This window comes from Alkalisalibacterium limincola (assembly GCF_008017755.1).
Lineage (GTDB): Bacteria > Pseudomonadota > Gammaproteobacteria > Xanthomonadales > Xanthomonadaceae > Alkalisalibacterium > Alkalisalibacterium limincola.
In genome coordinates this window covers 24,313-45,717 of record NZ_VRTS01000008.1, presented here as the reverse complement: position 1 = coordinate 45,717, position 21,405 = coordinate 24,313, and the positions used below count along the sequence as shown (strand labels likewise).

At 68.3% G+C, this 21,405-nt stretch carries 21 protein-coding genes and 1 pseudogene; 9 read left to right on the top strand and 13 right to left on the bottom strand.

The genetic code is table 11. The annotated features are described in order from the left end of the window. Window positions 1-22: 22 nt before the first annotated feature. Together FU658_RS11240 and FU658_RS11235 are read right to left on the bottom strand one after the other, a co-directional pair. A complete protein-coding gene (locus tag FU658_RS11240) occupies window positions 23-1,057 on the bottom strand; it encodes a glycosyltransferase family 2 protein (RefSeq protein WP_321167742.1) in 1,035 nt (344 codons plus the stop codon). Next, window positions 1,054-3,039, bottom strand: coding sequence for a DUF2142 domain-containing protein (locus FU658_RS11235; RefSeq protein ID WP_187266074.1), 1,986 nt, complete (start codon window positions 3,037-3,039; stop codon window positions 1,054-1,056). Before FU658_RS11235 ends, FU658_RS11240 begins: the two co-directional genes overlap by 4 nt. A 110-nt stretch (window positions 3,040-3,149) precedes the next feature. On the opposite strand from FU658_RS11235, the gene FU658_RS11230 reads away from it, so the two are divergent. From FU658_RS11230 to FU658_RS11220, 3 genes are all read left to right on the top strand, one after another. After that, window positions 3,150-4,577: an NfeD family protein gene (locus FU658_RS11230; protein ID WP_255505563.1), complete on the top strand. Its 1,428-nt coding sequence runs from the start codon at window positions 3,150-3,152 to the stop codon at window positions 4,575-4,577. Between the two features lie 33 nt (window positions 4,578-4,610). Further along, window positions 4,611-5,375, top strand: a complete 765-nt coding sequence (locus FU658_RS11225; protein ID WP_147892173.1) for a slipin family protein — start codon at window positions 4,611-4,613, stop codon at window positions 5,373-5,375. 148 nt (window positions 5,376-5,523) lie between these two features. Continuing rightward, window positions 5,524-7,017: a M28 family metallopeptidase gene (locus tag FU658_RS11220; RefSeq protein WP_187266073.1), complete on the top strand. Its 1,494-nt coding sequence runs from the start codon at window positions 5,524-5,526 to the stop codon at window positions 7,015-7,017. Between the two features lie 125 nt (window positions 7,018-7,142). Here the strand turns inward: FU658_RS11220 and FU658_RS11215 are convergent, their stop codons facing one another. Continuing rightward, the gene (locus FU658_RS11215) at window positions 7,143-7,610 is read right to left on the bottom strand and encodes an Lrp/AsnC family transcriptional regulator (RefSeq protein WP_147892171.1); all 468 of its coding nucleotides are present in this window, start codon (window positions 7,608-7,610) and stop codon (window positions 7,143-7,145) included. Between the two features lie 124 nt (window positions 7,611-7,734). Between FU658_RS11215 and phhA the strand changes: the two genes are divergently transcribed. Further along, the gene (phhA, locus tag FU658_RS11210) at window positions 7,735-8,622 is read left to right on the top strand and encodes a phenylalanine 4-monooxygenase (protein WP_147892170.1); all 888 of its coding nucleotides are present in this window, start codon (window positions 7,735-7,737) and stop codon (window positions 8,620-8,622) included. A 50-nt stretch (window positions 8,623-8,672) separates the two neighbouring features. Here phhA and FU658_RS11205 read toward each other — a convergent pair whose 3' ends face one another. Then, on the bottom strand, window positions 8,673-9,128 hold the full coding sequence (locus FU658_RS11205) for a hypothetical protein (RefSeq protein ID WP_147892169.1): 456 nt from the start codon (window positions 9,126-9,128) through the stop codon (window positions 8,673-8,675). Between the two features lie 119 nt (window positions 9,129-9,247). Between FU658_RS11205 and FU658_RS11200 the strand changes: the two genes are divergently transcribed. Both FU658_RS11200 and FU658_RS11195 read left to right on the top strand, forming a co-directional pair. Beyond that, window positions 9,248-10,267 (top strand): class 1 fructose-bisphosphatase, encoded by a 1,020-nt coding sequence (locus FU658_RS11200; protein ID WP_147892168.1) that lies wholly within the window; start codon window positions 9,248-9,250, stop codon window positions 10,265-10,267. After that, on the top strand, window positions 10,267-10,968 hold the full coding sequence (locus FU658_RS11195) for a 2OG-Fe(II) oxygenase (protein WP_147892167.1): 702 nt from the start codon (window positions 10,267-10,269) through the stop codon (window positions 10,966-10,968). Before FU658_RS11200 ends, FU658_RS11195 begins: the two co-directional genes overlap by 1 nt. A 10-nt stretch (window positions 10,969-10,978) precedes the next feature. Here the strand turns inward: FU658_RS11195 and FU658_RS11190 are convergent, their stop codons facing one another. Further along, entirely contained in the window at window positions 10,979-11,158 is a 180-nt protein-coding gene (locus FU658_RS11190) for a SoxR reducing system RseC family protein (protein ID WP_147892166.1), read from the bottom strand. A 105-nt stretch (window positions 11,159-11,263) separates the two neighbouring features. Here FU658_RS11190 and cls point away from each other — a divergent pair, with 105 nt between their 5' ends. Genes cls through FU658_RS11175 form a run of 3 tightly spaced genes read left to right on the top strand, consistent with a single transcriptional unit; the run spans window position 11,264 to window position 13,822 of the window. Continuing rightward, window positions 11,264-12,685, top strand: coding sequence for a cardiolipin synthase (cls, locus tag FU658_RS11185; RefSeq protein ID WP_147892165.1), 1,422 nt, complete (start codon window positions 11,264-11,266; stop codon window positions 12,683-12,685). A 59-nt stretch (window positions 12,686-12,744) separates the two neighbouring features. Further along, entirely contained in the window at window positions 12,745-13,008 is a 264-nt protein-coding gene (locus tag FU658_RS11180; protein ID WP_147892164.1) for a hypothetical protein, read from the top strand. A 49-nt stretch (window positions 13,009-13,057) separates the two neighbouring features. Then, the gene (locus tag FU658_RS11175) at window positions 13,058-13,822 is read left to right on the top strand and encodes a pyridoxine 5'-phosphate synthase (RefSeq protein WP_147892163.1); all 765 of its coding nucleotides are present in this window, start codon (window positions 13,058-13,060) and stop codon (window positions 13,820-13,822) included. Between the two features lie 92 nt (window positions 13,823-13,914). Here FU658_RS11175 and FU658_RS11170 read toward each other — a convergent pair whose 3' ends face one another. The 8 genes and pseudogenes from FU658_RS11170 to FU658_RS11135 all read right to left on the bottom strand — a co-directional run bounded on the left by FU658_RS11170 (window position 13,915) and on the right by FU658_RS11135 (window position 21,309). Next, window positions 13,915-14,328 carry an ExbD/TolR family protein gene (locus tag FU658_RS11170; protein WP_147892162.1) on the bottom strand — a complete coding sequence of 138 codons (414 nt, stop codon included), beginning with the start codon at window positions 14,326-14,328 and terminating at the stop codon, window positions 13,915-13,917. A gap of 18 nt (window positions 14,329-14,346) precedes the next feature. After that, window positions 14,347-14,760 carry an ExbD/TolR family protein gene (locus FU658_RS11165; RefSeq protein ID WP_147892161.1) on the bottom strand — a complete coding sequence of 138 codons (414 nt, stop codon included), beginning with the start codon at window positions 14,758-14,760 and terminating at the stop codon, window positions 14,347-14,349. Window positions 14,761-14,772: 12 nt separating this feature from the next. Then, window positions 14,773-15,486 carry a MotA/TolQ/ExbB proton channel family protein gene (locus FU658_RS11160; protein ID WP_425477612.1) on the bottom strand — a complete coding sequence of 238 codons (714 nt, stop codon included), beginning with the start codon at window positions 15,484-15,486 and terminating at the stop codon, window positions 14,773-14,775. 154 nt (window positions 15,487-15,640) lie between these two features. Continuing rightward, window positions 15,641-16,300, bottom strand: coding sequence for an energy transducer TonB (locus tag FU658_RS11155; RefSeq protein WP_147892159.1), 660 nt, complete (start codon window positions 16,298-16,300; stop codon window positions 15,641-15,643). Window positions 16,301-16,452: 152 nt separating this feature from the next. Next, window positions 16,453-17,673 carry a tetratricopeptide repeat protein gene (locus FU658_RS11150; protein ID WP_187266072.1) on the bottom strand — a complete coding sequence of 407 codons (1,221 nt, stop codon included), beginning with the start codon at window positions 17,671-17,673 and terminating at the stop codon, window positions 16,453-16,455. A 127-nt stretch (window positions 17,674-17,800) separates the two neighbouring features. Continuing rightward, window positions 17,801-18,616, bottom strand: a complete 816-nt coding sequence (locus FU658_RS15415) for a M48 family metallopeptidase (protein ID WP_147892157.1) — start codon at window positions 18,614-18,616, stop codon at window positions 17,801-17,803. A 264-nt stretch (window positions 18,617-18,880) separates the two neighbouring features. Beyond that, window positions 18,881-19,693: pseudogene (locus FU658_RS15410) on the bottom strand (alpha-L-glutamate ligase-like protein); the annotation flags it as partial. A gap of 11 nt (window positions 19,694-19,704) precedes the next feature. After that, window positions 19,705-21,309 carry an inactive transglutaminase family protein gene (locus tag FU658_RS11135; protein ID WP_147892156.1) on the bottom strand — a complete coding sequence of 535 codons (1,605 nt, stop codon included), beginning with the start codon at window positions 21,307-21,309 and terminating at the stop codon, window positions 19,705-19,707. Window positions 21,310-21,405 lie beyond the last annotated feature (96 nt).

Here is a 21,405-nt window from a genome sequence, read left to right as displayed (position 1 = left end):
CAAAGCCGTTGCCAGTGCCTCCTCATTCCAGCGAAAGGTGCTGCTTGCGCAGGCGGAAGCGCTGCAGGGGCCGGCGCGGCACCGCGCGCATGTCCCAGGACAGGAATGCCAGCACCAGCTGCAGGCCCATCAACAGCGAAAGCGCCGTCACCACCACCGTGCCCACCGGGTTCGCAATGCCGGTGCGAAGCCCGTCGATCCAGTGACCCAGGCCGTGCACCAGTCCAAAGGCGAGTAGCGCCAGCCCGAAGAACAGTTCCACCGAGGCGATCGAGAAGTCCCGCAGCACATAGCGGTAGAACAGGCGCTTGGCGAAGTTGCGCGTGTGCCCGGCGAGGAAGGGAACCAGGATCCGGCGGATGTGGAGGTTGCTGGTTTCATCCGCGTAGCGCGCGTGCATCGGCACGTCCTCGACCACCGCGCCGATGGTGCCGAGGCGGAACAGCATGTCGGTTTCGAAGAAATACCGGCGCGAGAGCTTGTCCAGCGGAAGGCGCGCCAGCGCCTCGGCGTGGATCGCGGTGTAGCCGTTGGTCGGGTCGAAGACGTCCCAGTAGCCACTGGACACCTTCGCCATGAACGAAAGCACGGCATTGCCGAACAGCCGGACCCGCGGCATCTGGGCCAGGGCCTCCAGGTCGTGGAAACGGTTCCCCTTGGCATAGTCCGCCTCGCCCGAGAGCAGGGGCGCCACGAACATCGGGATCAACGCCGGATCCATCTGTCCGTCGCCGTCGACCTTCACCACGATATCGAAGCCATCGGCCAGCGCCTGCCGGTAGCCGGTGACCACCGCGCCACCGACCCCCTGGTTGGTTTCGTGGAACAGCACCCGCAGCCTGGGATCGCCCACCGAGGCCTGCAGCGTCTTCCCGGAATGATCCGGACAGGCATCGTCGACCGCATAGATCCGCTCGACGCACTCGGGCATCGCAGCGACCACGTCGGCGGCGTGCCCGCCCACGCGGAAACAGGGAATGACGACCGCGATGCGCTGCGCCGCCGCGGGCACGGGTGCGGAACTGCGGTCGGGGTGCGTCAATGCCGAACTGCTCAATGCCTTCTCCCGGTGATGTAGTAGGCCTCCAGCATCTGGTCCACGGCCACGATGTTGAGTACCACGAGCGCCGCCAGCACGCCCAGGCCCAGCAGCAGCCGGTGCGGCGCGGGCGCACGCAGCGACAGTGCGGCGAGCAGCAGGGCCAGCGTCGGCAGGAAGTAGCGGCCCTGCAGTCCCTCCACGTAGGGGCTCGCCGGTGACGTCCAGTACACGAACAGGGGCAGCGCGATGATCGCCAGGGAACCCAGGACGAGCGCGAGCGACCACGCCCGCGCGATCAGCACCTCGCCCGGCGAGTGCGGCGTGGCCTCGCCGCGCAGCGCCAGCGTCGCCACCAGCATCCAGATGCCCAGCACATAGGCCCACCCGGGCAACGGAATGTCCAGCCAGCCGAGCCGGCCGATGGCCTGCTCGACGAGGACCAGGACGTAGGGCGAGAAGAACGTGTTCCACCACTGTCCGAGGAAGACGCCCGGCTGGCTCAACAGCAATTCAGCGTTGCCCTGGGCGTGGTCGCGGACGATGCTTTCGGCGGTGCCCGTCGCCAGCACGGTCCACGCCACGTGCACGACGAGAGGCAATGCGACCAGGAAGCCAAGCCACTTCCAGCAATTCAGTCCCTGCTCCCGGCACCGGGGCAGGGCCAGCACGGCCAGGCCCAGGACCCACGGTATCCCGGGCTTGGCGAGCGCCAGTGCCAGTGCCAGCGCCAGCAGCCAGGGAAACATCGAGCGCAGGGGACGGGAGCCGGCGGCGGCACCGAGGAGCCCGCCGACGGCGGCCAGGGAAAGGGATATCGTCAGCGCATCGGCGGATACCGACGCGAACTGCGCGATGGTCATCGGCAGGGCCGCGACCACGGCGATCGGCCAGCGCGCCGGGCCGGCCACGCGCACCGCCCAGAACACCAGCAGCGCCGCCAGCAGCAGGTTCAGCGCACGCGCGGCATCGAGGAAGTTGCCAAAGCTCCAGCCCAGGCCACAGCCCAGCGCGTACGTGGCCGCCGTGGGCGCATACACGTGGGGGAAATAGGGCGTCGCACTCGTGGGCAGTTCGATGTCCTCGCGAACGCAGGCCAGCGGTGCATCACGCAAGCGTTCGACCTCGACCGGATCGAGCGCGTCCTTGTGATGCAGCAGGCGGCCCAGGCTGCCGTACATGTCGCGAACCGGCAGCAGCTTCTCGCCTTCGGCATTCGAGAAGGGGTGGCCTGAAACGATGCGCGAGACCTTCGAGAGGTGGGCGACCTCATCCGGCGCGTAATTGGGTGGCGAACGCCATGCATGTTGGCTGCCGGCCACCAGGACCAGCCCGAGCACGATCCACGGCAGCGCCGCCTCCAGGCGCGACAGCCCACCCTCCATGGTCCCGCGCAGCGGCGCCCGGGCGGGCATCGCCACGACCAGGGCTCGCCAGCCGGCAAGCACCAGCAAGCCCATGCCGATGAACTGCAGCCAGCGCATGTTCCTGGCGGCGCTGCGGGACGGCCAGTCCAGGTCCGGCCGGGCTTCCAGGACGACGAACGGATCGGGCGTGCCCGGCTCGGCCTCGACGACGAGGCAACCCGCGTCGTCCCAGCGCGCCGACAGCAGTTGCCGTTCCAGGCGGATGACATAGTCGGCGGAGAACTCCAGCGACTGGCGATCCACGCGCAGCCGGATGGGGCAAAGGCGCGCCGCCGTGCCGCCGGCGGAAAGGTCGAACCTCAGCCACCGCCCCTCCGAGGCGGGGAAGCGCACCAGGACGCGGCGCTGGCCGTCGGGGTCCAGCGCATGCCAACTCGAACGCTGTTCGCGGAACGCGCCGTTGCGATCGTGGAAGACCTGCAGCCACGGGTTGGCGCTGGCCTCCACCTCCAGCTCGAGGCTTGCCAGGCTCGACGTCGAACCCGCATACACGGCCGCCCCGCCCAGAAGCGCGAGCACCACGACGAGCCAGGACCGGGCCAGACGATGCGCCACCCGCAAGCTTCCAATCATCGGTCGTCCACATCGTCCCTGCCCGGAGCGTGGCATTCTAGCAGCGCAGGGCGGTCCACCCGCGTCGCGGAGGGTTGCCGTGCATCGAGCAATTCGCGAGGTAGGACAACGTGATCCGATGGCTTCTTGCAATGGGCTTGCTTGCGCTGATGGCAAGCCTCGCCTGGGCGGCGGTCGACGACGCGCCACCGGCGCGCCACGTCCTCGTCATCGATGTCGACGGGGGGATCGGCCCGGCCACCACCGACTACGTGCGCCGGGGCCTGGAGCGCGCCGATGCGGACCGGGCCTCCGCCCTGATCCTGCGCATCAACACGCCCGGCGGCCTGGACGCGGCCACCCGCGACATCAACCGCGCGATCCTGGCATCTCCCGTCCCGGTGATCGCCTACGTCGCGCCCGAAGGCGCACGCGCGGCCAGCGCCGGGACCTACATCCTCTATGCCAGCCACCTCGCGGCGATGGCCCCGGCCACTGCGCTGGGTGCGGCATCGCCGGTGTCGATCGGTGGCGGCGAGGCCGATGGCCCGGCCCGGCCCGGCCGGCCTTCGCCCTCGCCGGAGCGCGCTCCGGCCGAAGACGGGTCATCCGACGACGGCACGGCGGAAGAATCCGGGGATGCCGGCTCCGGCCGCAGCGGCAACGGTTCGGAGTCGACCTCGGCGAGGAAGGCGATGAACGACGCCGTGGCCTACCTCAAGGGCCTGGCCGAGCGGCATGGCCGCGACCCGGTGTTCGCCGAGGAGGCGGTGCGCGACGCGGCCACGCTGACCTCGCGCGAGGCGCTCGAGCGCGGCGTCATCGAGATCATCGCCACCGACCTCGACGCGCTGCTGGCCCAGGCGCACGGGCGCGAGGTGCGCATGGCGCATGGCAGTGAAACCCTCGAGCTCGAGGGCGCACAGGTCATCGTCGTGGCACCGGACTGGCGCAACCGCATCCTCTCGGTCATCACCGACCCCTCGGTCGCCTACCTGCTGATCCTGGTCGGTCTCTATGGCCTGCTGCTGGAGGGCTACAACCCGGGGGCGATCGTGCCCGGCGTGGTCGGTGCGATCGCGCTGCTCATCGCGCTCTACGCATTGCAGATCCTGCCGGTGAACTACGCCGGCCTGGCGCTGATCGCCCTGGGGGTGGCGCTGATCGCCGCCGAAGCCTTCGTTCCCAGTTTCGGCGCCCTCGGACTGGGCGGGGTGGTCGCGTTGATGTTCGGATCACTGATGCTGTTCGACAGCGAGATCCCCGGCTACGGCATTTCCACCGGCGTCGTGTGGGGCGTCGGCCTGAGCAGCGCGATGGCCGCGGTGGGCCTGGCCATCATGGTCGGGCGCAGCCGGCGTCGCCGGGTCGCCACCGGTGATGCCGCGCTGGTGGGCGAGGTTGGCCGTGCCTTGCGCGCCTTCGACGGCCCCGGTCGCGTGCACGTGCATGGCGAGGACTGGCAAGCGACCAGCACCCGACCGGTCGCTGCCGGACAGGCGATCCGGGTCGTGGGCCGGGAGGGCCTGCGCCTGCAGGTGGAGCCCATCGACCCCTGACCCCCATCCCTTCAACACCACCAGGAGAGACACATGCCCATCGCCCTTACCGTCGGCCTGTTGCTGGCCGGCCTCATCATCAGCTCCGTGCGGATCCTTCGCGAGTACGAACGTGGCGTGGTGTTCCAGCTGGGCCGCTTCTGGAAAGTGAAGGGCCCGGGCCTGATCATCATCATTCCCGGCCTGCAGACGATGGAGCGCATCGACCTGCGCACCAAGGTCATGGACGTGCCCTCGCAGGACCTGATCTCCAAGGACAACGTCTCGGTCAAGGTCAATGCGGTGGTGTACTTCCGCGTCGTCGACCCGGAGAAGGCGATCATCAACGTCGAGCAGTTCTACGAGGCCACCAGCCAGCTCTCGCAGACCACGCTGCGCAGTGTGCTGGGCCAGCACGATCTCGACGAGATGCTGTCCGAGCGCGACAAGCTCAACGAGCAGATCCAGGAGATCCTCGACAGCCAGACCGACGCCTGGGGCGTGAAGGTGGCCAACGTCGAGATCAAGCACGTCGACATCGACGCGACGATGGTGCGGGCGATGGCGCGGCAGGCCGAGGCCGAGCGCCAGCGGCGCGCCAAGGTCATCCACGCCGAGGGTGAGAAGCAGGCGGCGGAGAAGCTGGTCGAGGCGGCCAAGGAACTGGGCCAGGACCCGCGCGCGATCCAGCTGCGCTACCTGTCCACCCTGACCGAGATCGCCGGCGACAAGAGCTCCACGATCGTCTTCCCGCTGCCGATCGACCTGATCGACAGCCTGGCCGGACGCGGCCTGGCCAAGCCACAGGCGCGGGACTGACGGGATCGATCCCGACGCGTCCACGGACATGGCAGTATTCGCGCTTCTCCAGCCCGGAACTGCCATGCCCATCCCCACGCGATCGATACGGTCGGCTGCACTCCTCCTCGCTGCGTGCGCGTTGTTCGCGGGATGCGGCGTCCAGCCGTTGTCGGCGTCGCCGGGTTCCACCCATGACGACGCGGACGCCGCGCGACGCATCGAGGCCGACCTTCGCTTCCTGGCCGACGACCTGCTGGAGGGCCGGCAGGCGGGAACGCGCGGCTACGACCTGGCCGCCCGTTATGTCGAGGCACGCTTCCGCGCGATGGGGCTTGAACCCGGCGGGGACGCGGGCAGCTACCTGCGGGCCGTGCCGATGGTCCAGGGGCTGCGCATCCCGGATGGTGCCGAACTGGTCCTCGAGCACGACGGCCAGCGACTGGAGTTCGCGTTCGAGCGCGACTTCCTTCCGGCGATCGGCTTCGATGTGCAACGCAGCAGGGTCAGCGCACCGGTCGTCTTCGTCGGTTACGGCGTGCACGCGCCCGAGTTCGGCTACGACGACTTCGCCGGCATCGAGGTCGAGGGAAAGATCGCGTTGATGTTCAACGGCGCACCGGCGCGATTCCCCAACGATCCGCGTGCGTTCCATTCCTCCGGCCGGGAGAAACTCGCGGCACTGGCCGCACGCGGCGCCGTCGGCGCGGTGATGCTGTCCGATCCGGAGCGCGAGGAGCGCGCGCCGTGGGCGCGTGGCGCACGCAACTGGCTGACCCCGGGAATGCGGCTGCTGGATGAGGAGGGTCGCCCGATCGACACGTTCCCGGAACTCCAGGTCACCGCCGCGGCCAGCCTCGAGACAGCGCGGGCGCTGCTGGCCCAGGCGCCCGGGGGCGCTGCCGCCGTGTTCAAGGACCTCGAAGCAGGCACGCTGCAGCCCTTCGAGCTGCCCGGCACGCTGACGCTGGCGCAGCGAAGCGTGCTCGAGCCGGTCACCAGCCACAACGTCGTCGCGATGCTGCCGGGCACCGACCCGGAGCTTCGGCTCGAGCACGTGGTGTTCAGCGCCCACCTCGACCACGTCGGCATCGGTGCGCCGGTCGATGGCGACCGCATCTACAACGGGGCATACGACAACGCGTTGGGCACGGCGATCATGCTGGAGGCCGCGCGCATGTCCCGCGACACCGCCAGGCCCCGGCGGACGCTGGTGTTCGTCGCGCTCACTGCCGAGGAGAAGGGGCTGCTCGGGGCGCATCACTTCGCCCGCCAGCCCGGGCTGGAAGGCCGGCTGGTGGCCAACCTCAACATGGACATGCCGCTGATGTTCAGCGCACAGGACGATGTCGTGCCCTACGGCATCGAGCACAGCAGCCTGCGCGGTCCCACCGAACGCGCCGCCGCCCGCCTCGGCGTGCAGCTCTCGCCCGACCCGATGCCCGAGGAAGTGGTCTTCGTGCGCAGCGACCAGTACGCGTTCGTGCGCCAGGGCATCCCGGCGCTGTACCTGGACGCCGGCATCCAGGCGTCCGAGCCGGCGTCGACGCCCAGGCCCAGGCCCGCGAGTTCCTGCGCAACCACTACCACCAGCCGTCCGACCAGGCCGACCTGCCGATCCACTACCCCACCGCGGTGCGGCTGGCGCGGCTCAACCAGTTGATCGGCAGCGACGTGGCCGAAGCCGACGACCCCCCGGAGTGGAACGAAGGCAACTTCTTCGGCGAGCGCTTCGCCCGCCCGTGAGCACCCCAGGCCCGGGCTGCACCGGCCTGGGCGGACCGCCGCTCACTGCACCGGCAGCACGCGCGAATCCTTGACCGTTCGCAACACGAAACTGGTGTTCACGTCGGCGACACCGGTGGCATTGAGCAGCCGGTCGAGCAGGAAGCGCGAGAAGTGGTCGAGGTCGGCCACCACCACCTGCAACAGGTAGTCCATCTCCCCGGTCAGGGCGTGGCAGGCGGTGACCTCGTCCCAGGCCTGCACGCGGTCGACGAAGGCCTGGACGGCTTCGGCGTCATGACTGCTGAGCTGCACGCGCACGAAGGCCGAAAGACCCAGGCCGAGCTGGCGCGGCTCCAGCCGCGCGCCATAGCCGCTGATGACGCCTTCGGACTCCAGTCGCTGCACCCGGCGCAGGCAGGCCGAGGCCGACAGGTTCACCCGCTGGGCGAGCTCCGCATTGGTGATGCGACCCTCGCGCTGGAGCAGGTCGAGCAGCAACACGTCGATTCGATCCAGATCAGCGCTCATTTATTGCGTTTTTCTTTCGTTTTAGCTCATTTAATTGCATTACTAGCGTAACGACGCGCAACAACGCAAGTCCCTTGCGCGAACGAGGGGATATAATGGGAGGCCGAACTCGAGGGTCCCGGCCATGGGCGAAGCCAAGCGCGTCGAACACCAGCTCACCGACAAGGGCTATGTCCCCGTCTATACGACGGCGGTCATCGAACAGCCGTGGGAGACCTACACCCCGACCGACCACGAGGTCTGGAAGACGCTGTTCCATCGCCAGCGCGAGATCCTGCCCAAGCGGGCCTGCCGCGAGTTCCTCGAGGCCCAGGACGCGATGGGCATGGGTGCGGAGCAGATCCCGAAGTTCAGCGAGCTCAACGAAGTGCTCAAGGCGACCACGGGCTGGACGCTGATCGGCGTGGAAGGACTGCTGCCGGAACTGGACTTCTTCGACCACCTGGCCAACCGCCGCTTCCCCGTCACCTGGTGGATCCGCAAGCCCGAGCAGCTCGACTACCTGTCCGAGCCGGACCTGTTCCACGACCTGTTCGGCCACGTGCCGCTGCTGATGAACCCGGTCTTCGCCGACTACATGGAGGCCTATGGCCGCGGTGGCGTGAAGGCCCACGGTTTCGGCGAGCACGCGCTGGCCGCATTGACGCGGCTGTACTGGTACACGGTCGAGTTCGGCCTGATCCAGGGCGAGGACGGGCTGCGCATCTACGGTGCCGGCATCCTCAGCTCCAAGGGCGAGTCGATCCACTGCCTGGAGAGCGATGCGCCAAACCGCATCGGCTTCGACCTCGAGCGGATCATGCGTACCCGCTACCGCATCGACACCTACCAGAAGACCTATTTCGTCATCGAGGATTTCGAACAATTGTTCGAGGCGACGCGTCCGGACTTCGCACCGATTTACGCACGCCTGGCCGATGCGGAATCGATCCCGGCCGGCACCGTGCTCGACGGCGACCGCGTGTTCAATCGCGGCACCGGCGAAGGCTGGCTCAAGGACGGCGACGTCTAGGCGCGATCGCGCGGGCGTTGCCTGCCGGCTGCAGTTCCAGCCGCGCCGGCTCAGCGCGAGGGATGCTCCGGCCACTCGGGCCGCACGTTGTTGAAGTCCAGCACGTCGATCGCCGGCACGCGGGAATCCGCCACCACCTCGACCTCCAGCAGCGCGCCATCGGAGCAGTCCACGCCGCCGTCGCGCAGGCAGGTGGTGCTGGCGGTGTGCGCGCCCACGGCGCCATCCGGGCCGTAGGCGAGCACGTGGTAACGGCCCGCCGGCAGGACGAGCGTGTAGACCGGGGCTTCGACCCCGCTGCACGTGCCCTCGCCGGTATCGACCTGGAAGCCGCACACCTGCCAGCCCGTGCCGGCGGCATCCGCGCCGATGCGGCCCTGGACTTCGCCCTGCGCGGCCGTTGGCGCGGGCGGCAACGGCAGTTCCTCCGGCGCCTCCCCGTCCGGTCCGGGGCAGGCGGTCAGCAGCAGGATCAGCGGGACCAGCAGAACGCTTCGATTCTTCATGGCAGGGTCGGCGCGGTGGGGACCAGCGCCGATTCTGACATGAGCCGGGCCAGGCGTGCTTGCAATGCCGGCCCATGCCCGGACAATCCACGCTTTGCCTTTGCCGGATCGTGATGCCGATGTCCAACCCCGTCTCGCTGACCCGTTTCCTGATCGAGCAGCAGCATGCCGGTCATATCAGTGCCGACCTGCGCCTGCTGATCGAAGTGGTGGCGCGCTCGTGCAAGCGCATTTCGATCGCGGTCGGAAAGGGGGCGCTGGGCGGCGTGCTGGGCGATGCCGGCACCGGCAACGTGCAGGGCGAGGCGCAGAAGAAGCTCGACGTGATCTCCAACGAGATCCTGCTGGAGGCCAACGAATGGGGCGGCCACCTGGCCGCCTGCGCGTCGGAGGAGATGGACCACCCGGTGCCGGTGCCCAATGCCTACCCGAAGGGCAACTACCTGCTGCTGTTCGATCCGCTCGACGGCAGTTCCAACATCGACGTGAACGTGTCGGTCGGGACGATCTTCTCGGTACTGCGCTGTCCCGACGGTGTCAGCGGCGCCGACGATGCGCACTTCCTGCAGTGCGGCGCCACGCAGGTGGCCGCCGGCTACGCGATCTACGGGCCGAGCACCGAACTGGTCCTCACCGTCGGAAACGGCAGCCACGCCTTCACGATGGACCGCGAGATCGGCGGCTTCCTGTTGACCCGCAAGGACATCCAGGTGCCGCGCGCCACGGCCGAGTTCGCGATCAACATGTCCAACCAGCGCCACTGGGACACCCCGATGCAGCGCTACATCGACGAGCTGCTGGCCGGCAAGGACGGACCGCGCGGAAAGAACTTCAACATGCGCTGGATCGCCAGCATGGTCGCCGACGTGCATCGCATCATGAACCGGGGTGGCATCTTCATCTATCCCTGGGATCGCAAGGATCCGTCCAAGGCCGGCAAGCTCAGGCTGATGTACGAGGCCAATCCGATGGCGATGCTGATCGAACAGGCCGGCGGCGCGGCCACCGACGGCCGCAGGCGGATCCTCGACATCCAGCCCGAAGCGCTGCACCAGCGCATCCCGGTGTTCCTGGGGTCGGCCGAGGAAGTGGAGGTCGCCACGGCCTATCACCTCGAAGCCGACCGCAAGGCCGGCTGATGACCCAGCCCGATTTCATCGAGGTCTACGAGGAGGCGCTGGCCCCGGCACGATGCCGTGCGCTGATCGAGCGCTTCGAAGCCAGCGGACAGGCAACGCCGGGAAAGGTGGGCAGCGGGGTGATGCCCGAGCTCAAGGACAGCAGCGACATCACCATCAGTGGCGATCCCGCTTGGGCCGAGCTGGAAGGCGAACTCAACCAGGCCGTGTTCCAGGGGCTCAAGCGCTACCTGCGCACCTTTCCCTACACGCTGATCGCGCCATTGATGCTGCAGATCCCCGATCCGGTCACCGGCACGCCGCGACGCCTGATGGCCGAGGACTTCGCCACACTGCCCGAGGACCGCATCGACGGCATCGCCCAGGCGATCTTCCGGCCCGGCGGCATCAACATCCAGCGCTATCGCGCCGACCAGGGCGGTTACCCGTACTGGCACTGTGAACATTATCCGCGCGACGCCGGCTGCGAGTCCCTGCACCGCACGCTGCTGTGGACGATCTACCTCAACGACGGGTTCGGCGCCGGCGAGACGGAGTTCCTCTACCAGGAGCGCTGCATCCGACCGCGCACCGGCAGCCTGCTGATCGCACCCGCTGCGTTCACCCACACCCATCGCGGCAACCGCCCCGAAGGCGGCGACAAGTACATCGCCACCAGCTGGGTGCTGTTCAAGCGCAGCGAGCAGCTGTTCGCCGGCTGAGCCCCCGGGCTCAGCCCTCCGGCGGGTCCTTCTGGCGGGTCCGGGTCGCGGCCGTGAGCAGGCCGGCGCCGGCGACGATGATCGCGCCGACGATGATCCAGGTGGTCGGTGCCCCTGCGAGATGGGCGCCATAGACCAGTCCGCCGATCAGCACGACCAGGCCCACCATGTAGATTGCGAACGCACTCATCGCCGACTCCTTGTGCAATTGTGGAGCCATGATCCTATCCGCGGCCGATGAGCGCCAGCACAACGGACCGGTCTTTGTCACAATCAGCCCGGACAGGAGAAGGGTATGGAAGCACTCACCGACCACCTGGCCTCGCCCTGGGCGTGGCTGACGATCCTGTGGACGGTGCACATCGTCATCCTGGCGGTATGGATCGTGCTGCAGAAGCGCGAGCCCGTCGCGACGCTGAGCTGGGTGCTGTCGCTGGCCCTGCTGCCGGTGCTGGGCTTCATCATCTACCACTTCCTGGGGCCGCAGCGACTTCGCAGGCAGCGGCTCAAGCGCATGCGCAGCCGCGCCGCACTGGCCGACACCCGCAAGCGCATCGTCGAGACGCCGGAGAACATCGACCGCACCCAGCTGGGCCTGCTGGCCAGCCAATCGACCGGCTACGATCCGACCACCTGCACGGAAGTGAAGGCCCTGCTCGGGGGCGAACAGGCCTTCGAGGCCCTGCTCGAGGGGGTGCGCGAGGCGAAGCTCCATGTGCACCTGGAGTACTACATCTTCGAGCCCGACGAGACCGGCACGACGCTGCGTGACGCCCTGGTCGAGCGCGCCCGGGCCGGGGTGCGGGTGCGGCTGCTGGTCGACGCGGTCGGCTCGGGGAAGCTGGGGCGCCGCTTCCTCGCGCCCCTGCTCGAGGCGGGTGGCGAGGTGGCCTGGTTCCACCCCTTGCGCCTGTCCCGCCTGTGGCGTCCACGCTGGAACCTGCGCACGCATCGCAAGCTGGTCGTCATCGACGGCCGCCTGGGTTATGCCGGGGGAATCAACATCACCGACCAGCAGGACCGCCGGCGCTCCGCGGCCGCCTATGCCGACCTGCACCTGCGACTGCACGGCGAGATCGTCCGTTGGCTGCAGCTGGCCTTCCTGGAGGACTGGCACTATGCGAGCGGCGTGGCGCTGTCGGACGACAGCCTGTGGCCGGAGCTGCCGGTCGGTCCGATCCAGGCACAGGTCGTGCCGTCGGGCCCCGACAACCGCTGGGAGCCGATCCACCGGCTGCAGGTCGAGGCGATCCACCGCGCCGATCGCGCGGTGTGGCTGGCGACCCCGTACTTCGTCCCCGGTGAAGCCGGATTGATGGCGCTGTGCTCGGCGGCGATGCGCGGCCTGGACGTGCGCCTGCTGGTGCCCAAGGAGCCGGACTCCCGCCTGGTGGGCGCCGCGGCCCGCTCCTATTACGACGAGCTGCTGTCGGCCGGCGTGCGGATCTTCGAATACCAGCCGCGGATGATGCACGCCAAGGCCCTGCTGGTGGATGCCGACTTGTGCGTGGTCGGCAGCGCGAACTTCGACCATCGCAGCTTCCGGCTCAATTTCGAGCTTTCGGTGATGTTCCACGGCAGGGAAGTCGGCAGCGAGCTGGAGCGCATCTTCCGGGAAGTGCTCAACGACTCGCGGGAACTGCACGCACCGCGCCGCATCTCCCGGACCCAGGCCCTGGCCGAGGCGCTCGCCCGCCTGGCCTCGCCGATGCTCTAGTGCCCGGCGGGTGCCGGCTCGGCTAGACTGAGGGCTGACCACGGAGAAGGATCGGAGCGATGCACTGGCTGTTCCTGCTGTTGGCCCTTGCGGCGCTGGTACTGGCCCTGACGACGACCTCGGTCGCGTTGGCGCTGCTCTCGCTGCTGGCTGCCGGTGTGCTGGCGGTGGTCTGGCTGTTGCAGATGCTCTCGGCGCGAGTCGGCGGGGCAGCGCGCGATGAGATCCAGATCCTCAGCCCGGAGGAGTTGCGGCGCCTGAGCGAGCGCACCCGCGGGACGGACCAGGGCCGCGGCACGGACACGCCGCCGCGCGAGTCCTGATGCTCGAGTGGACCTGCCGGGACGCGGCGCGGTCGGCTATCCTTCGCCGATGACTCGAACCTGCCTGAGCGTCAACGTCAACAAGGTGGCGGTGATCCGCAACTCGCGCGGTGGGCTGGAGCCCGACGTCGTGCGTGCCGCCGCGACGGTGATCGATGCCGGGGCCGACGGGATCACCGTGCATCCGCGTCCGGACGCCCGCCACATCCGGCCCGATGACGTGCGTGCGCTGGCGCGCCTGTGCTCGGGTCGGGTGGAGTTCAATGTCGAAGGCAACCCCTTCGCCCCACCCCGTGGCGACTACCCCGGGCTGGTGGCGCTGTGCGAGCAGGTGCGTCCCGAGCAGGTCACGCTGGTACCCGATGGCGACGGCCAGATCACGTCCGACCACGGATTCGACCTGGACCGTGATGCGGACCGGCTGGCGCCGTTGGTCGCAGCCCTTCGCGAGCTGGGTTGCCGGGTCAGCCTGTTCATCGACGCCGGCACCAGCGACCTGTCGCGGGCATCGGCGATCGGTGCCCAGCGCATCGAGATCTATACCGGCCCCTATGCCCATGCCCATGCGCAGGGCGCGGTCGATGCCGCGCTCGCAGACTGCCGGGCCACTGCACGCGCCGCGGAGGCTGCCGGGCTGGGGGTGAACGCCGGCCACGACCTGAACCAGGAGAACCTGGCCGCCTTCCTGCTGGAGGTAGGCGGCGTCGCCGAAGTCTCCATCGGCCATGCGCTGGTCAGCGAGGCGCTGTATGACGGGCTGGAGCATACGGTGAAGCGATACCTGCAGATCATCGCCGGGGCGGGTGGCGGCTGAGCGGACGGCCATCCGGCACAAGACGTCGGTCTGCAACGAAAAACGCCGCCCCTGGGGGCGGCGTTTTTCTTTCTGCTTGAACGTGGGTCCGATCAGCGATCGTCGACGAAGCCGATCTTCTCCAGGCCCGCGTTCCTTGCCGTCGCCAGGACCGAAGCCAGCACCTGGTACTGCGCGTCCGGGCTGGTCTGGATCTCCAGCGTGGGCTGGATCTCGCGGGCCGCCTCGAGCTGCATCTGCGGCATCAGGGCGGCACGGGGAATCGGCGTGTTGTCCCAGAACAGCTGGCCACCACCATCGATGCGAAGACGGATCGGCGGCGGCGGAGTGGTCGTCGGCGGCGGGCTACGGGTGGCCTGCGGCAGGTCGACCTGGATCTGGTACGACACGGCCGGCACCGTGACCATGAAGATGATCAGCAACACCAGCAGCACGTCGATGAGCGGCACGACGTTCATGTCGCACTTGTTGGCCATTCCCGCGCCAGCATTTGCACTAAAAGCCATTTGCAATGTCTCCCTTGATCAGCGCTCGACCGTGGCGACGAAATTCACGGTACGCATGCCGACCTGCTGGGCGGTCTTCACGACCTCCTGGATGACCTGGTAGCGGGTGGTGTCGTCGGCCCGGATGTCCAGCTGGGGCTGGGGCGTCTTCTGCGCCTCCACGGCCAGCTGGGTCTCCAACATGTCCCTGGTGATCGGCTGGTCGTTCCAGTACAGCTCACCCGTCTGCTGCACGGACAGGGTGATGATCTGGGAGGAACGCTCAGGCGGTACCAGGAGGGTGGCCTCCGGGAGTTCGACCTGCACCTGGTGGTTCATCAGTGGTGCCGTGACCATGAAGATGATCAGCAGCACCAGCATGACGTCCACCAGGGGCACGACGTTGGGTTCGGTGAACCCGCCGTCGCCGCCCTCGTTGGCGCTGAATGCCATGGCTGGACTCCCTTAGGCCTGCGGAGCCGGCTTCGTCTTCACCGGGGCCGGGGCGGCTTCGCCCACGCGCGCGCCGATGGCGAAGAAGTCGTGCAGGTCATGCGCGAAGGTATCGAACTTGTTGTTGATCGTACGGTTCTGGCGGTTGAACGCGTTGTACGCGATCACGGCCGGAATCGCGACGGCCAGGCCGACGGCGGTCATGATCAGCGCGGCACCGACGGGGCCGGCAACGGCGTCGATCGAGGCCGAACCGGTCGCACCGATACCGATCAGCGCGTGGTAGATCTTCCACACGGTGCCGAGCAGGCCGATGAACGGCGCGGTCGAACCGACGGTGGCGAGCAGGGTCAGGCCGTTCTCCAGGCGCGAGCTCTCGCGGATCACGGCCTGGCGCAGGGCGCGGTCGATGAACTCGGAGCGGTTCAGGGCCTCGACCAGGCGCGAGCCCTCGTGGCGCTGGTGGTGGGCAGCGGCCTCGGCGGCGTCGAGCGCGATCTTCGAGAACGGCTCGTCCTTCGGCTGCTCTTCCATGTAGCGGATCGCTTCCTGCGCATTGGTGGTCTGCCAGAAGGTGGAGACGACCTTGTCGGCACGCGAGCTGATGCGCGCGTTGCGCACCCAGTTGACGATCGTGTAGTACCACGCCGCCAGCGACTGGGCGATCAGGATCAGGAAGATGATGCCGGCAACGGTCTCGTTGCCCGCCAGCATTTCCCGGACCATATGGTCAAAGCCAAACGCCTCGGCGCCGCTGACGCCGCTCTCGAGGCCCTGAACCGGGGCGGCTGCCGGCGCGGCGGCCGGGGAAGTGGTGGTGTCCTGCAACATAACGCTTACCTTTTGGGTTGAATTTCCGGGAAGGGAAAAGGAAAGGGAATCAGTTCATCGAGAAGTTGATGGGCACCAGGACTTCGCCCTGGGCCGGTTCACCATTCACGCGACGCGGGTTGAACATCCAGCGGCGAACCGCGTCGATGGCCGCGCGATCCAGGTCGCGGTTGCGGCTCGAACGGTGCACCTGGACGTCGATCGGCGAACCATCCACACCAACGGTGACGCGCAGGACCACTTCGCCCTCGATGCCACGACGGGCGGCGGCGGGCGGGTAGCGCGGCGGATTGTTGCGGCGGTAGGACGGGTTTTCGCTGGCCGCGTAGTCGCTCGGCGGAGCCGGGGGCGACGGCGGGGCCGGCGGCGGGGCCTCGATCGCCATCGGGGCCGGGTCGTCGAAGATGACCGGCGGTTCCGGCGGCGGCGGGGTCGGCGTCGGGCGCGGCTGCTGCTCGATGACGCGCGGCGGCGGCACACGAGGCGGCTCCGGCGGCGGCGGCGGCGGCGGCGGCGGCGGCGGGGGCTCGATGAAGGTCACCTGGACCGTGTCGGCCTCTTCCTTGCGCTCTTCCGACGCCTTCATCGGCACCAGCAGGAACAGGATCGCCGTGACGTGGATCAGGATCGCGAACGCGATGCCCGACACACGTGCCCAGCTGAAGGAATCCGGCTCATCGTCGTAGTCAAACGGGGATCTGGTCGTCATGTTTCTTCACATCGGTTGCTGTCGCCACCCGGTGGAACTACCGGGACGGCCACGGTTTCGACAGCGGAATGGTCAAGGGTAACCGAATCATTCCGTCGTCGCTAGCGTGTTCCGGGCCCCGATCCCTGGGGCCCGGATCCATGACGCGCGCCCTATCGGCTCATTTCAAGTTCGACATTGCGGATCAGGTTGCGGGCGGTTTCCTCGTTGCTCACGCCCTTGCTGATCGCCTCGTTTGCATAGCGTCGGGCCTCCGCCCAGTTGCCCTCGTCGTAGTGGACGCGGGCGAGGTTCAACGCGGCCTCGCCGTTGGGCGCGGTCTTCGCCGCCTCGGTCCAGGCGCGGATGGCCCCGTCGTACTGGTCGGAGAAGTAGTAGGCCTGCCCCAGCATGAAGTACGTGTCGAAGTCGCCCTCGACCATGCCCTTGTCGAGGCCTTCCTGCAGCACGCTCGCGGCCTGGGCCTCCTGGTTGTCCGTGTTGAGCAGGATGCTGGCCAGGTGGCGGTAGTCCTGCCCGGAGTCGAACAGCCCACGGCGACGCGCGTCCTGCAGGACTTCGGCGGCCTGTTCGTAGTTGTCGGCCTGCAGGTGCGCCGACGCCAGGTTCATCACCAGCTGCTTGTTGTCCGGGCTCGCAGCGGCAAGCTCGGTGGCCACGCGGACCGCCTGGTCGCTCTGCCCCATCTCGGCGTAGCTGGCCATCAGGATCTGGTTCCACTGCGGGTTGGGCGAGTCCGAGACCGCGATGGCGCGGTTGATGTACTCGACCGCCTCCGGGAAGCGCTCGGCCTGGTAGTACACGTTGCCCATCAGTGCCAGGTGCTCGGGGCGCTCGGAGCGGCTTTCCTCGAAGAAGCGCGCCAGCCAGGCCAGGCCTTGCTCGGTCCGCTCCTCGATGACCAGGGTCTGGCCGAGGCGCAGCATGGTCTGGTAGTGGTTGTCGTTGGAGAAACCGTCCTCCTGCAGTGCGCGCTCGAGCGAGGCGAAGGAGTTGTCCCAGTCGCCCAGCTCTTCGTAGGCGTCGGCCATGCGCACGTACGCGATCGACTTCACGTACGCATTCGCGTTGCGGTCGTTGATCAGGCGCTGCGCTTCGGCGACGACCTCCTGCGCGTTCTCCGGCCCCTCGAGCATGTCGTCGAGCCGCTGGACGCGCGGCGCCATGCGCTGGCTCACCGTGGCCGTCGGCGACTGCCGCGTGGCGTTCGGGAACAAGGTCTCGGTCTGGCGGGTTCCTCTATCCTCGCGGGCTTCGCGCGCCGCCTGCCGCTCAGCGGTGCTGCGCTGCGCGTCGGCTGGCGAAGGAATCGCCGTCAGGGCCAGCCCGAGAGCGGCGGCGAGTGCGGTCTTGATGATCAGTGGGTGGTTCATGGGCATAGCCTCTTTCTTTGCAGCATCGACCGTTTCGTGGCAACGGACGGTGGCCAAAGTGGAACGCTCAAGCGTACCTGTTAACGGGAATCACGCTCAAGGGCGGGCGTTCCCCGGAATTGTGTGCTCAGCCGCAGGCGGGTCGTTTGCCCTGGGCGCGAGCGGCTTCGTATTGGGGCCGGAGCGCGGGGGCGCGCTGTTCCAGTGCGCTGGCCCGGGCCTGCGGGTCGGGGTGGGTGGAAAGCACCTGCACGGCACCGGCGCTTCGGCCGCTGGCGGCAATCATGTTCTGCCAAAGGCGCGAGGCCTCGGCGGGGTCGAACCCGGCTTTCGCCATCAGGTCCTGTCCATAGACATCAACTTCGCGCTCTTGTTCCCGGGAAAACGGCAACATCACGCCGAGTTGGGCGCCGGCGCCGAGCAATCCGGCCACGGTACGCGCGGTTTCGGGGCTGGTCCGCGTGCCCGCCAGGGCGCCGCCGGCCTGCACGCCGGCACCCACCAGGGCGGAGCGCGACATGCGCTCGTTGGCGTGGCGGAAGATGACGTGCCCGATCTCGTGGCCGATGACCGCGGCGAGCTGGTCTTGGTTCTGGGCGAGGTTGATCATGCCGGCGTTGACGCCGACCTTGCCTCCCGGCAGGGCGAACGCATTGGGCGACTCGTCGGCGAACACCTGCACTTCCCAGGCCTGGGAGCGCCATTCCTGCGGCAGTTCGGCCACCAGCGCGTTCACCACGCAACCCACGTAACGCTGGTGGGCGGCGTTCCTCGACAGCGGCTGCTCGGCCTTGAGCTGCTCGAACGACTGTGCGCCGAGCTGGTTGAGTTCGCTGTCGGAAAGCATCAGCAGTTGTTGGCGGCCACTCGGAGCGGTCGTGCACGCGGCGGTGAGCGCTGCGCCCACGACCACACATGCGGTCAGGGTCTTGAGTCGATTCATGTCCGCATCCTGGCGTTGGGGTTGTTCAGGTTCTAACCCCGGTAACCTTAATTTGCTGGGAACAGCGTTAGCCCGGGGTGAGGTCGCCGAATGTCGCGGCGTGTCAGCCCACGGTCGCGAAGTGCTCGCGGGCGAATGCCACGCGCTCCAGCGGGTCGCTCGACAGGGTCTTGTTGCGCTCCAGCGCCTGCACCTTGTCCAGGCGCTGGAACAACCCGTTGCGGTTCGCGATCTGGATCGCCAGGCCCGGCCGGCGTTGAGCTCGAGGATCAGTGGGCCACGGGTGCGGTCGAGGACGAAGTCCACGCCGACGTAACCCAGCCCGGACAGCTCGTAGCAGCGCGAGGCCATCTCCAGCAGGGTGCTCCAGCTGGGAATCTCCAGGTCGACGATGCTGCGCTCGGTGTCGGGATGCTCGCCGATGATCTCGGTGCCCCACACGCCGCGGCGGGTACGCCCGGTGGGGATGTCGATGCCGACGCCGATCGCGCCCTGGTGCAGGTTGGCCTTGCCATCGGACATGCGCGTGGGCAGCCGGATCATGGCCATGACCGGATAACCCAGGAAGACGATGATGCGCACGTCCGGCACGCCCTTGAAGCTGACCTGGTCGAAGATCGGGTCGAACTGGACGCAGTACTCCACGATCATGTGGTCGGGCTGGCCGCCGAGCGAGAACAGGCCGGACAGGCCGTTGGACACATGGTGCTCTAGGTCGTCATGGGTCATCAGCTGGCCGCTGGATCGCCGGTAGCGATCGCCGCGACGGCCGGTGATCACAAGGATGCCGTCACCCCCGGAGCCGTGCGCGGGCTTGATGACGAACTGCTCGCGCGTGGCGAGCTTCGCGTGCAGGTCGTGGATCTCGTGTTCCTCGCGCACGACCGCGTACAGGTCGGGCACCGGCAGCCCGGCCTTGATCGCCAGCTTCTTGGTCAGCAGCTTGTCGTCCACGCGCGGGTAGAAGCGGCGCGGGTTGTACATCAGGATGAAATCCGCGTTGCGCTGGTTCAGCCCCATCAGGCCGATGCGGCCGAGCTTGCGGGCAATGCCGAAGGGATTGAACAGGGAGGCCACGGCGCCGGTCCTCAGCCCGCCGTCCGCGGGCTGCCGTCCGCCCGGTCGGCCTCGCTGCGCGCCACCGGAGGCGTGATCGGGTCATCGGCTGCCTCCCGGGCGAGGTTGCGGAAACGCAGCAGCTCCGACAGGCGGTAGCCCGAATAGCGCCCCAGCACCAGGGAGGCCGCGAACAGCAGCAGCAGGAACTCCGGATAGACGAAGACAAGGTGCACCAGCGCCGGCCAGCTCATCGCGAAGTAGGCCAGCACGGCCACGACCATGGAACCCACGCCCTCGGTGATCGCGGCGGAGGCGCCACGCTCCTCCCAGGTCACCGACATGCGCTCGATCGTCATCGCCATGATCACCATCGGGAACAGCGCCACGGAAAGTCCGACCTCGATGTTGAGCTGGTTCGCCAGCACGCTCACGCCGGCCATCAGCAGCACGACCACGATCAGCACCGCGGTCAGGCGTGGCACCAGCAGCAATCGCAGGCGCTCCAGGTAGAAGCGGATCAGCAGGCCGATGCTGACCACCAGCGTGAACAGCACCACGCCGGCCACCAGGCCGGTGTCGCGGAACGAGATCGCGATGAGCACCGGCATGAACGTGCCGAAGGTCTTCACGCCGATGATGTTGCGCAACAGGAGCATGATGAAGGCGCCCACCGGGACCATCAGCAGCACCCTGTAGGTCGACTGCGACTGCAGCGGCAGGCTGAGCAGCGAGTAGCGCACCAGGTTCGCGTCCTGCACCTCGAGCCGGCGCTCGGCCAGGGCCAGCGCGTCGGCCAGGTTGCGACCCACCGTGAACTGCACGGTGGCATTGGGATTGCCGTCGATGACCAGCAGCGGGCGATCGCTCGCATTCCACAGGAACAGGTCCTCGGGGAAGCCGGTGGCGCCGGAGCGCGGGTCGATCATCGTCCACTGCGCCCCGTTGTGGACGATCAGCCACGGCCGCAGCTCGGTGGCACCCTGCCCTTCCCCCAGCGTTGTGCCCATGACCACGCGCGCCGGGATGTTGCGGATCGCCAGCAGCTGGGCCACGAAGTGCGCGCGGCGCTGCTCATCGGCCAGGCCATCGGCCAGCAGCGAAACCTCCTGCGAGGCGGGCGTCTCGTTGAAGCGCCGCACCAGTTCACGCGCGTAGGTGACGATGTCGGCGGACTGGTCGCGCACCTGGTCGAGCAGCGTCGCCGCGGCGGTGGCCTCGGGCTCCTGCAGCAGCGGCGGGTCGGCCAGGGTGGGCTCGTAGGGCAGGCGCTGCTGTTCACGCACCGGGTCGCGCACGACCGTGGCGCGGTAATACAGGGCCTGGGCGCCCGTGGCCCGACGGATCGCCCACTGCACCTCGCGGCCGTCGCCGTGCTGCTCCTCGAGCTTGGAGTAGTTGCGCGCAACGAAACGTTCCTCGAGCACCTGGTAGCCCGGCGTGTGTGCCGGCAGCTGCAGCGTGACCGTGTTGGGTCCGCGGCGCGGCTGGTACTCGATCCGGGCCTGCAGGGTCCACACCTCGACGCTGGCGTCGGGCGTCAGGGGGAACTTCAGGACCTGCGATTTGTAGACGATGGCTGCAGTGGCCAGCGCCGCGATGACCAGGGCGAGCAGGTAGAGGTGGGCTTTCTTCATTCGGTCGGTCTGGTCCCGTCAACGGCCGGCCGCCGGTGCGACCCCGCGCCAGTATACGGGAGGCACCGCGTCGCGCCGCTCCCGGCGGCGGCCGGC

Excerpts from the sequence above, each read along its gene's own strand:
- FU658_RS11235 (WP_187266074.1), bottom strand. The coding sequence starts at position 3,039 with ATGATTGGAAGCTTGCGGGTGGCGCATCGTCTGGCCCGGTCCTGGCTC.
- FU658_RS11225 (WP_147892173.1), top strand. The coding sequence starts at position 4,611 with ATGCCCATCGCCCTTACCGTCGGCCTGTTGCTGGCCGGCCTCATCATC.
- FU658_RS11215 (WP_147892171.1), bottom strand. The coding sequence starts at position 7,610 with ATGAGCGCTGATCTGGATCGAATCGACGTGTTGCTGCTCGACCTGCTC.
- phhA (WP_147892170.1), top strand. The coding sequence starts at position 7,735 with ATGGGCGAAGCCAAGCGCGTCGAACACCAGCTCACCGACAAGGGCTAT.
- FU658_RS11205 (WP_147892169.1), bottom strand. The coding sequence starts at position 9,128 with ATGAAGAATCGAAGCGTTCTGCTGGTCCCGCTGATCCTGCTGCTGACC.
- FU658_RS11200 (WP_147892168.1), top strand. The coding sequence starts at position 9,248 with ATGTCCAACCCCGTCTCGCTGACCCGTTTCCTGATCGAGCAGCAGCAT.
- FU658_RS11195 (WP_147892167.1), top strand. The coding sequence starts at position 10,267 with ATGACCCAGCCCGATTTCATCGAGGTCTACGAGGAGGCGCTGGCCCCG.
- FU658_RS11190 (WP_147892166.1), bottom strand. The coding sequence starts at position 11,158 with ATGAGTGCGTTCGCAATCTACATGGTGGGCCTGGTCGTGCTGATCGGC.
- cls (WP_147892165.1), top strand. The coding sequence starts at position 11,264 with ATGGAAGCACTCACCGACCACCTGGCCTCGCCCTGGGCGTGGCTGACG.
- FU658_RS11180 (WP_147892164.1), top strand. The coding sequence starts at position 12,745 with ATGCACTGGCTGTTCCTGCTGTTGGCCCTTGCGGCGCTGGTACTGGCC.
- FU658_RS11175 (WP_147892163.1), top strand. The coding sequence starts at position 13,058 with ATGACTCGAACCTGCCTGAGCGTCAACGTCAACAAGGTGGCGGTGATC.
- FU658_RS11170 (WP_147892162.1), bottom strand. The coding sequence starts at position 14,328 with ATGGCTTTTAGTGCAAATGCTGGCGCGGGAATGGCCAACAAGTGCGAC.
- FU658_RS11165 (WP_147892161.1), bottom strand. The coding sequence starts at position 14,760 with ATGGCATTCAGCGCCAACGAGGGCGGCGACGGCGGGTTCACCGAACCC.
- FU658_RS11160 (WP_425477612.1), bottom strand. The coding sequence starts at position 15,486 with ATGGTCCGGGAAATGCTGGCGGGCAACGAGACCGTTGCCGGCATCATC.
- FU658_RS11155 (WP_147892159.1), bottom strand. The coding sequence starts at position 16,300 with ATGACGACCAGATCCCCGTTTGACTACGACGATGAGCCGGATTCCTTC.
- FU658_RS11150 (WP_187266072.1), bottom strand. The coding sequence starts at position 17,673 with ATGAACCACCCACTGATCATCAAGACCGCACTCGCCGCCGCTCTCGGG.
- FU658_RS15415 (WP_147892157.1), bottom strand. The coding sequence starts at position 18,616 with ATGAATCGACTCAAGACCCTGACCGCATGTGTGGTCGTGGGCGCAGCG.
- FU658_RS11135 (WP_147892156.1), bottom strand. The coding sequence starts at position 21,309 with ATGAAGAAAGCCCACCTCTACCTGCTCGCCCTGGTCATCGCGGCGCTG.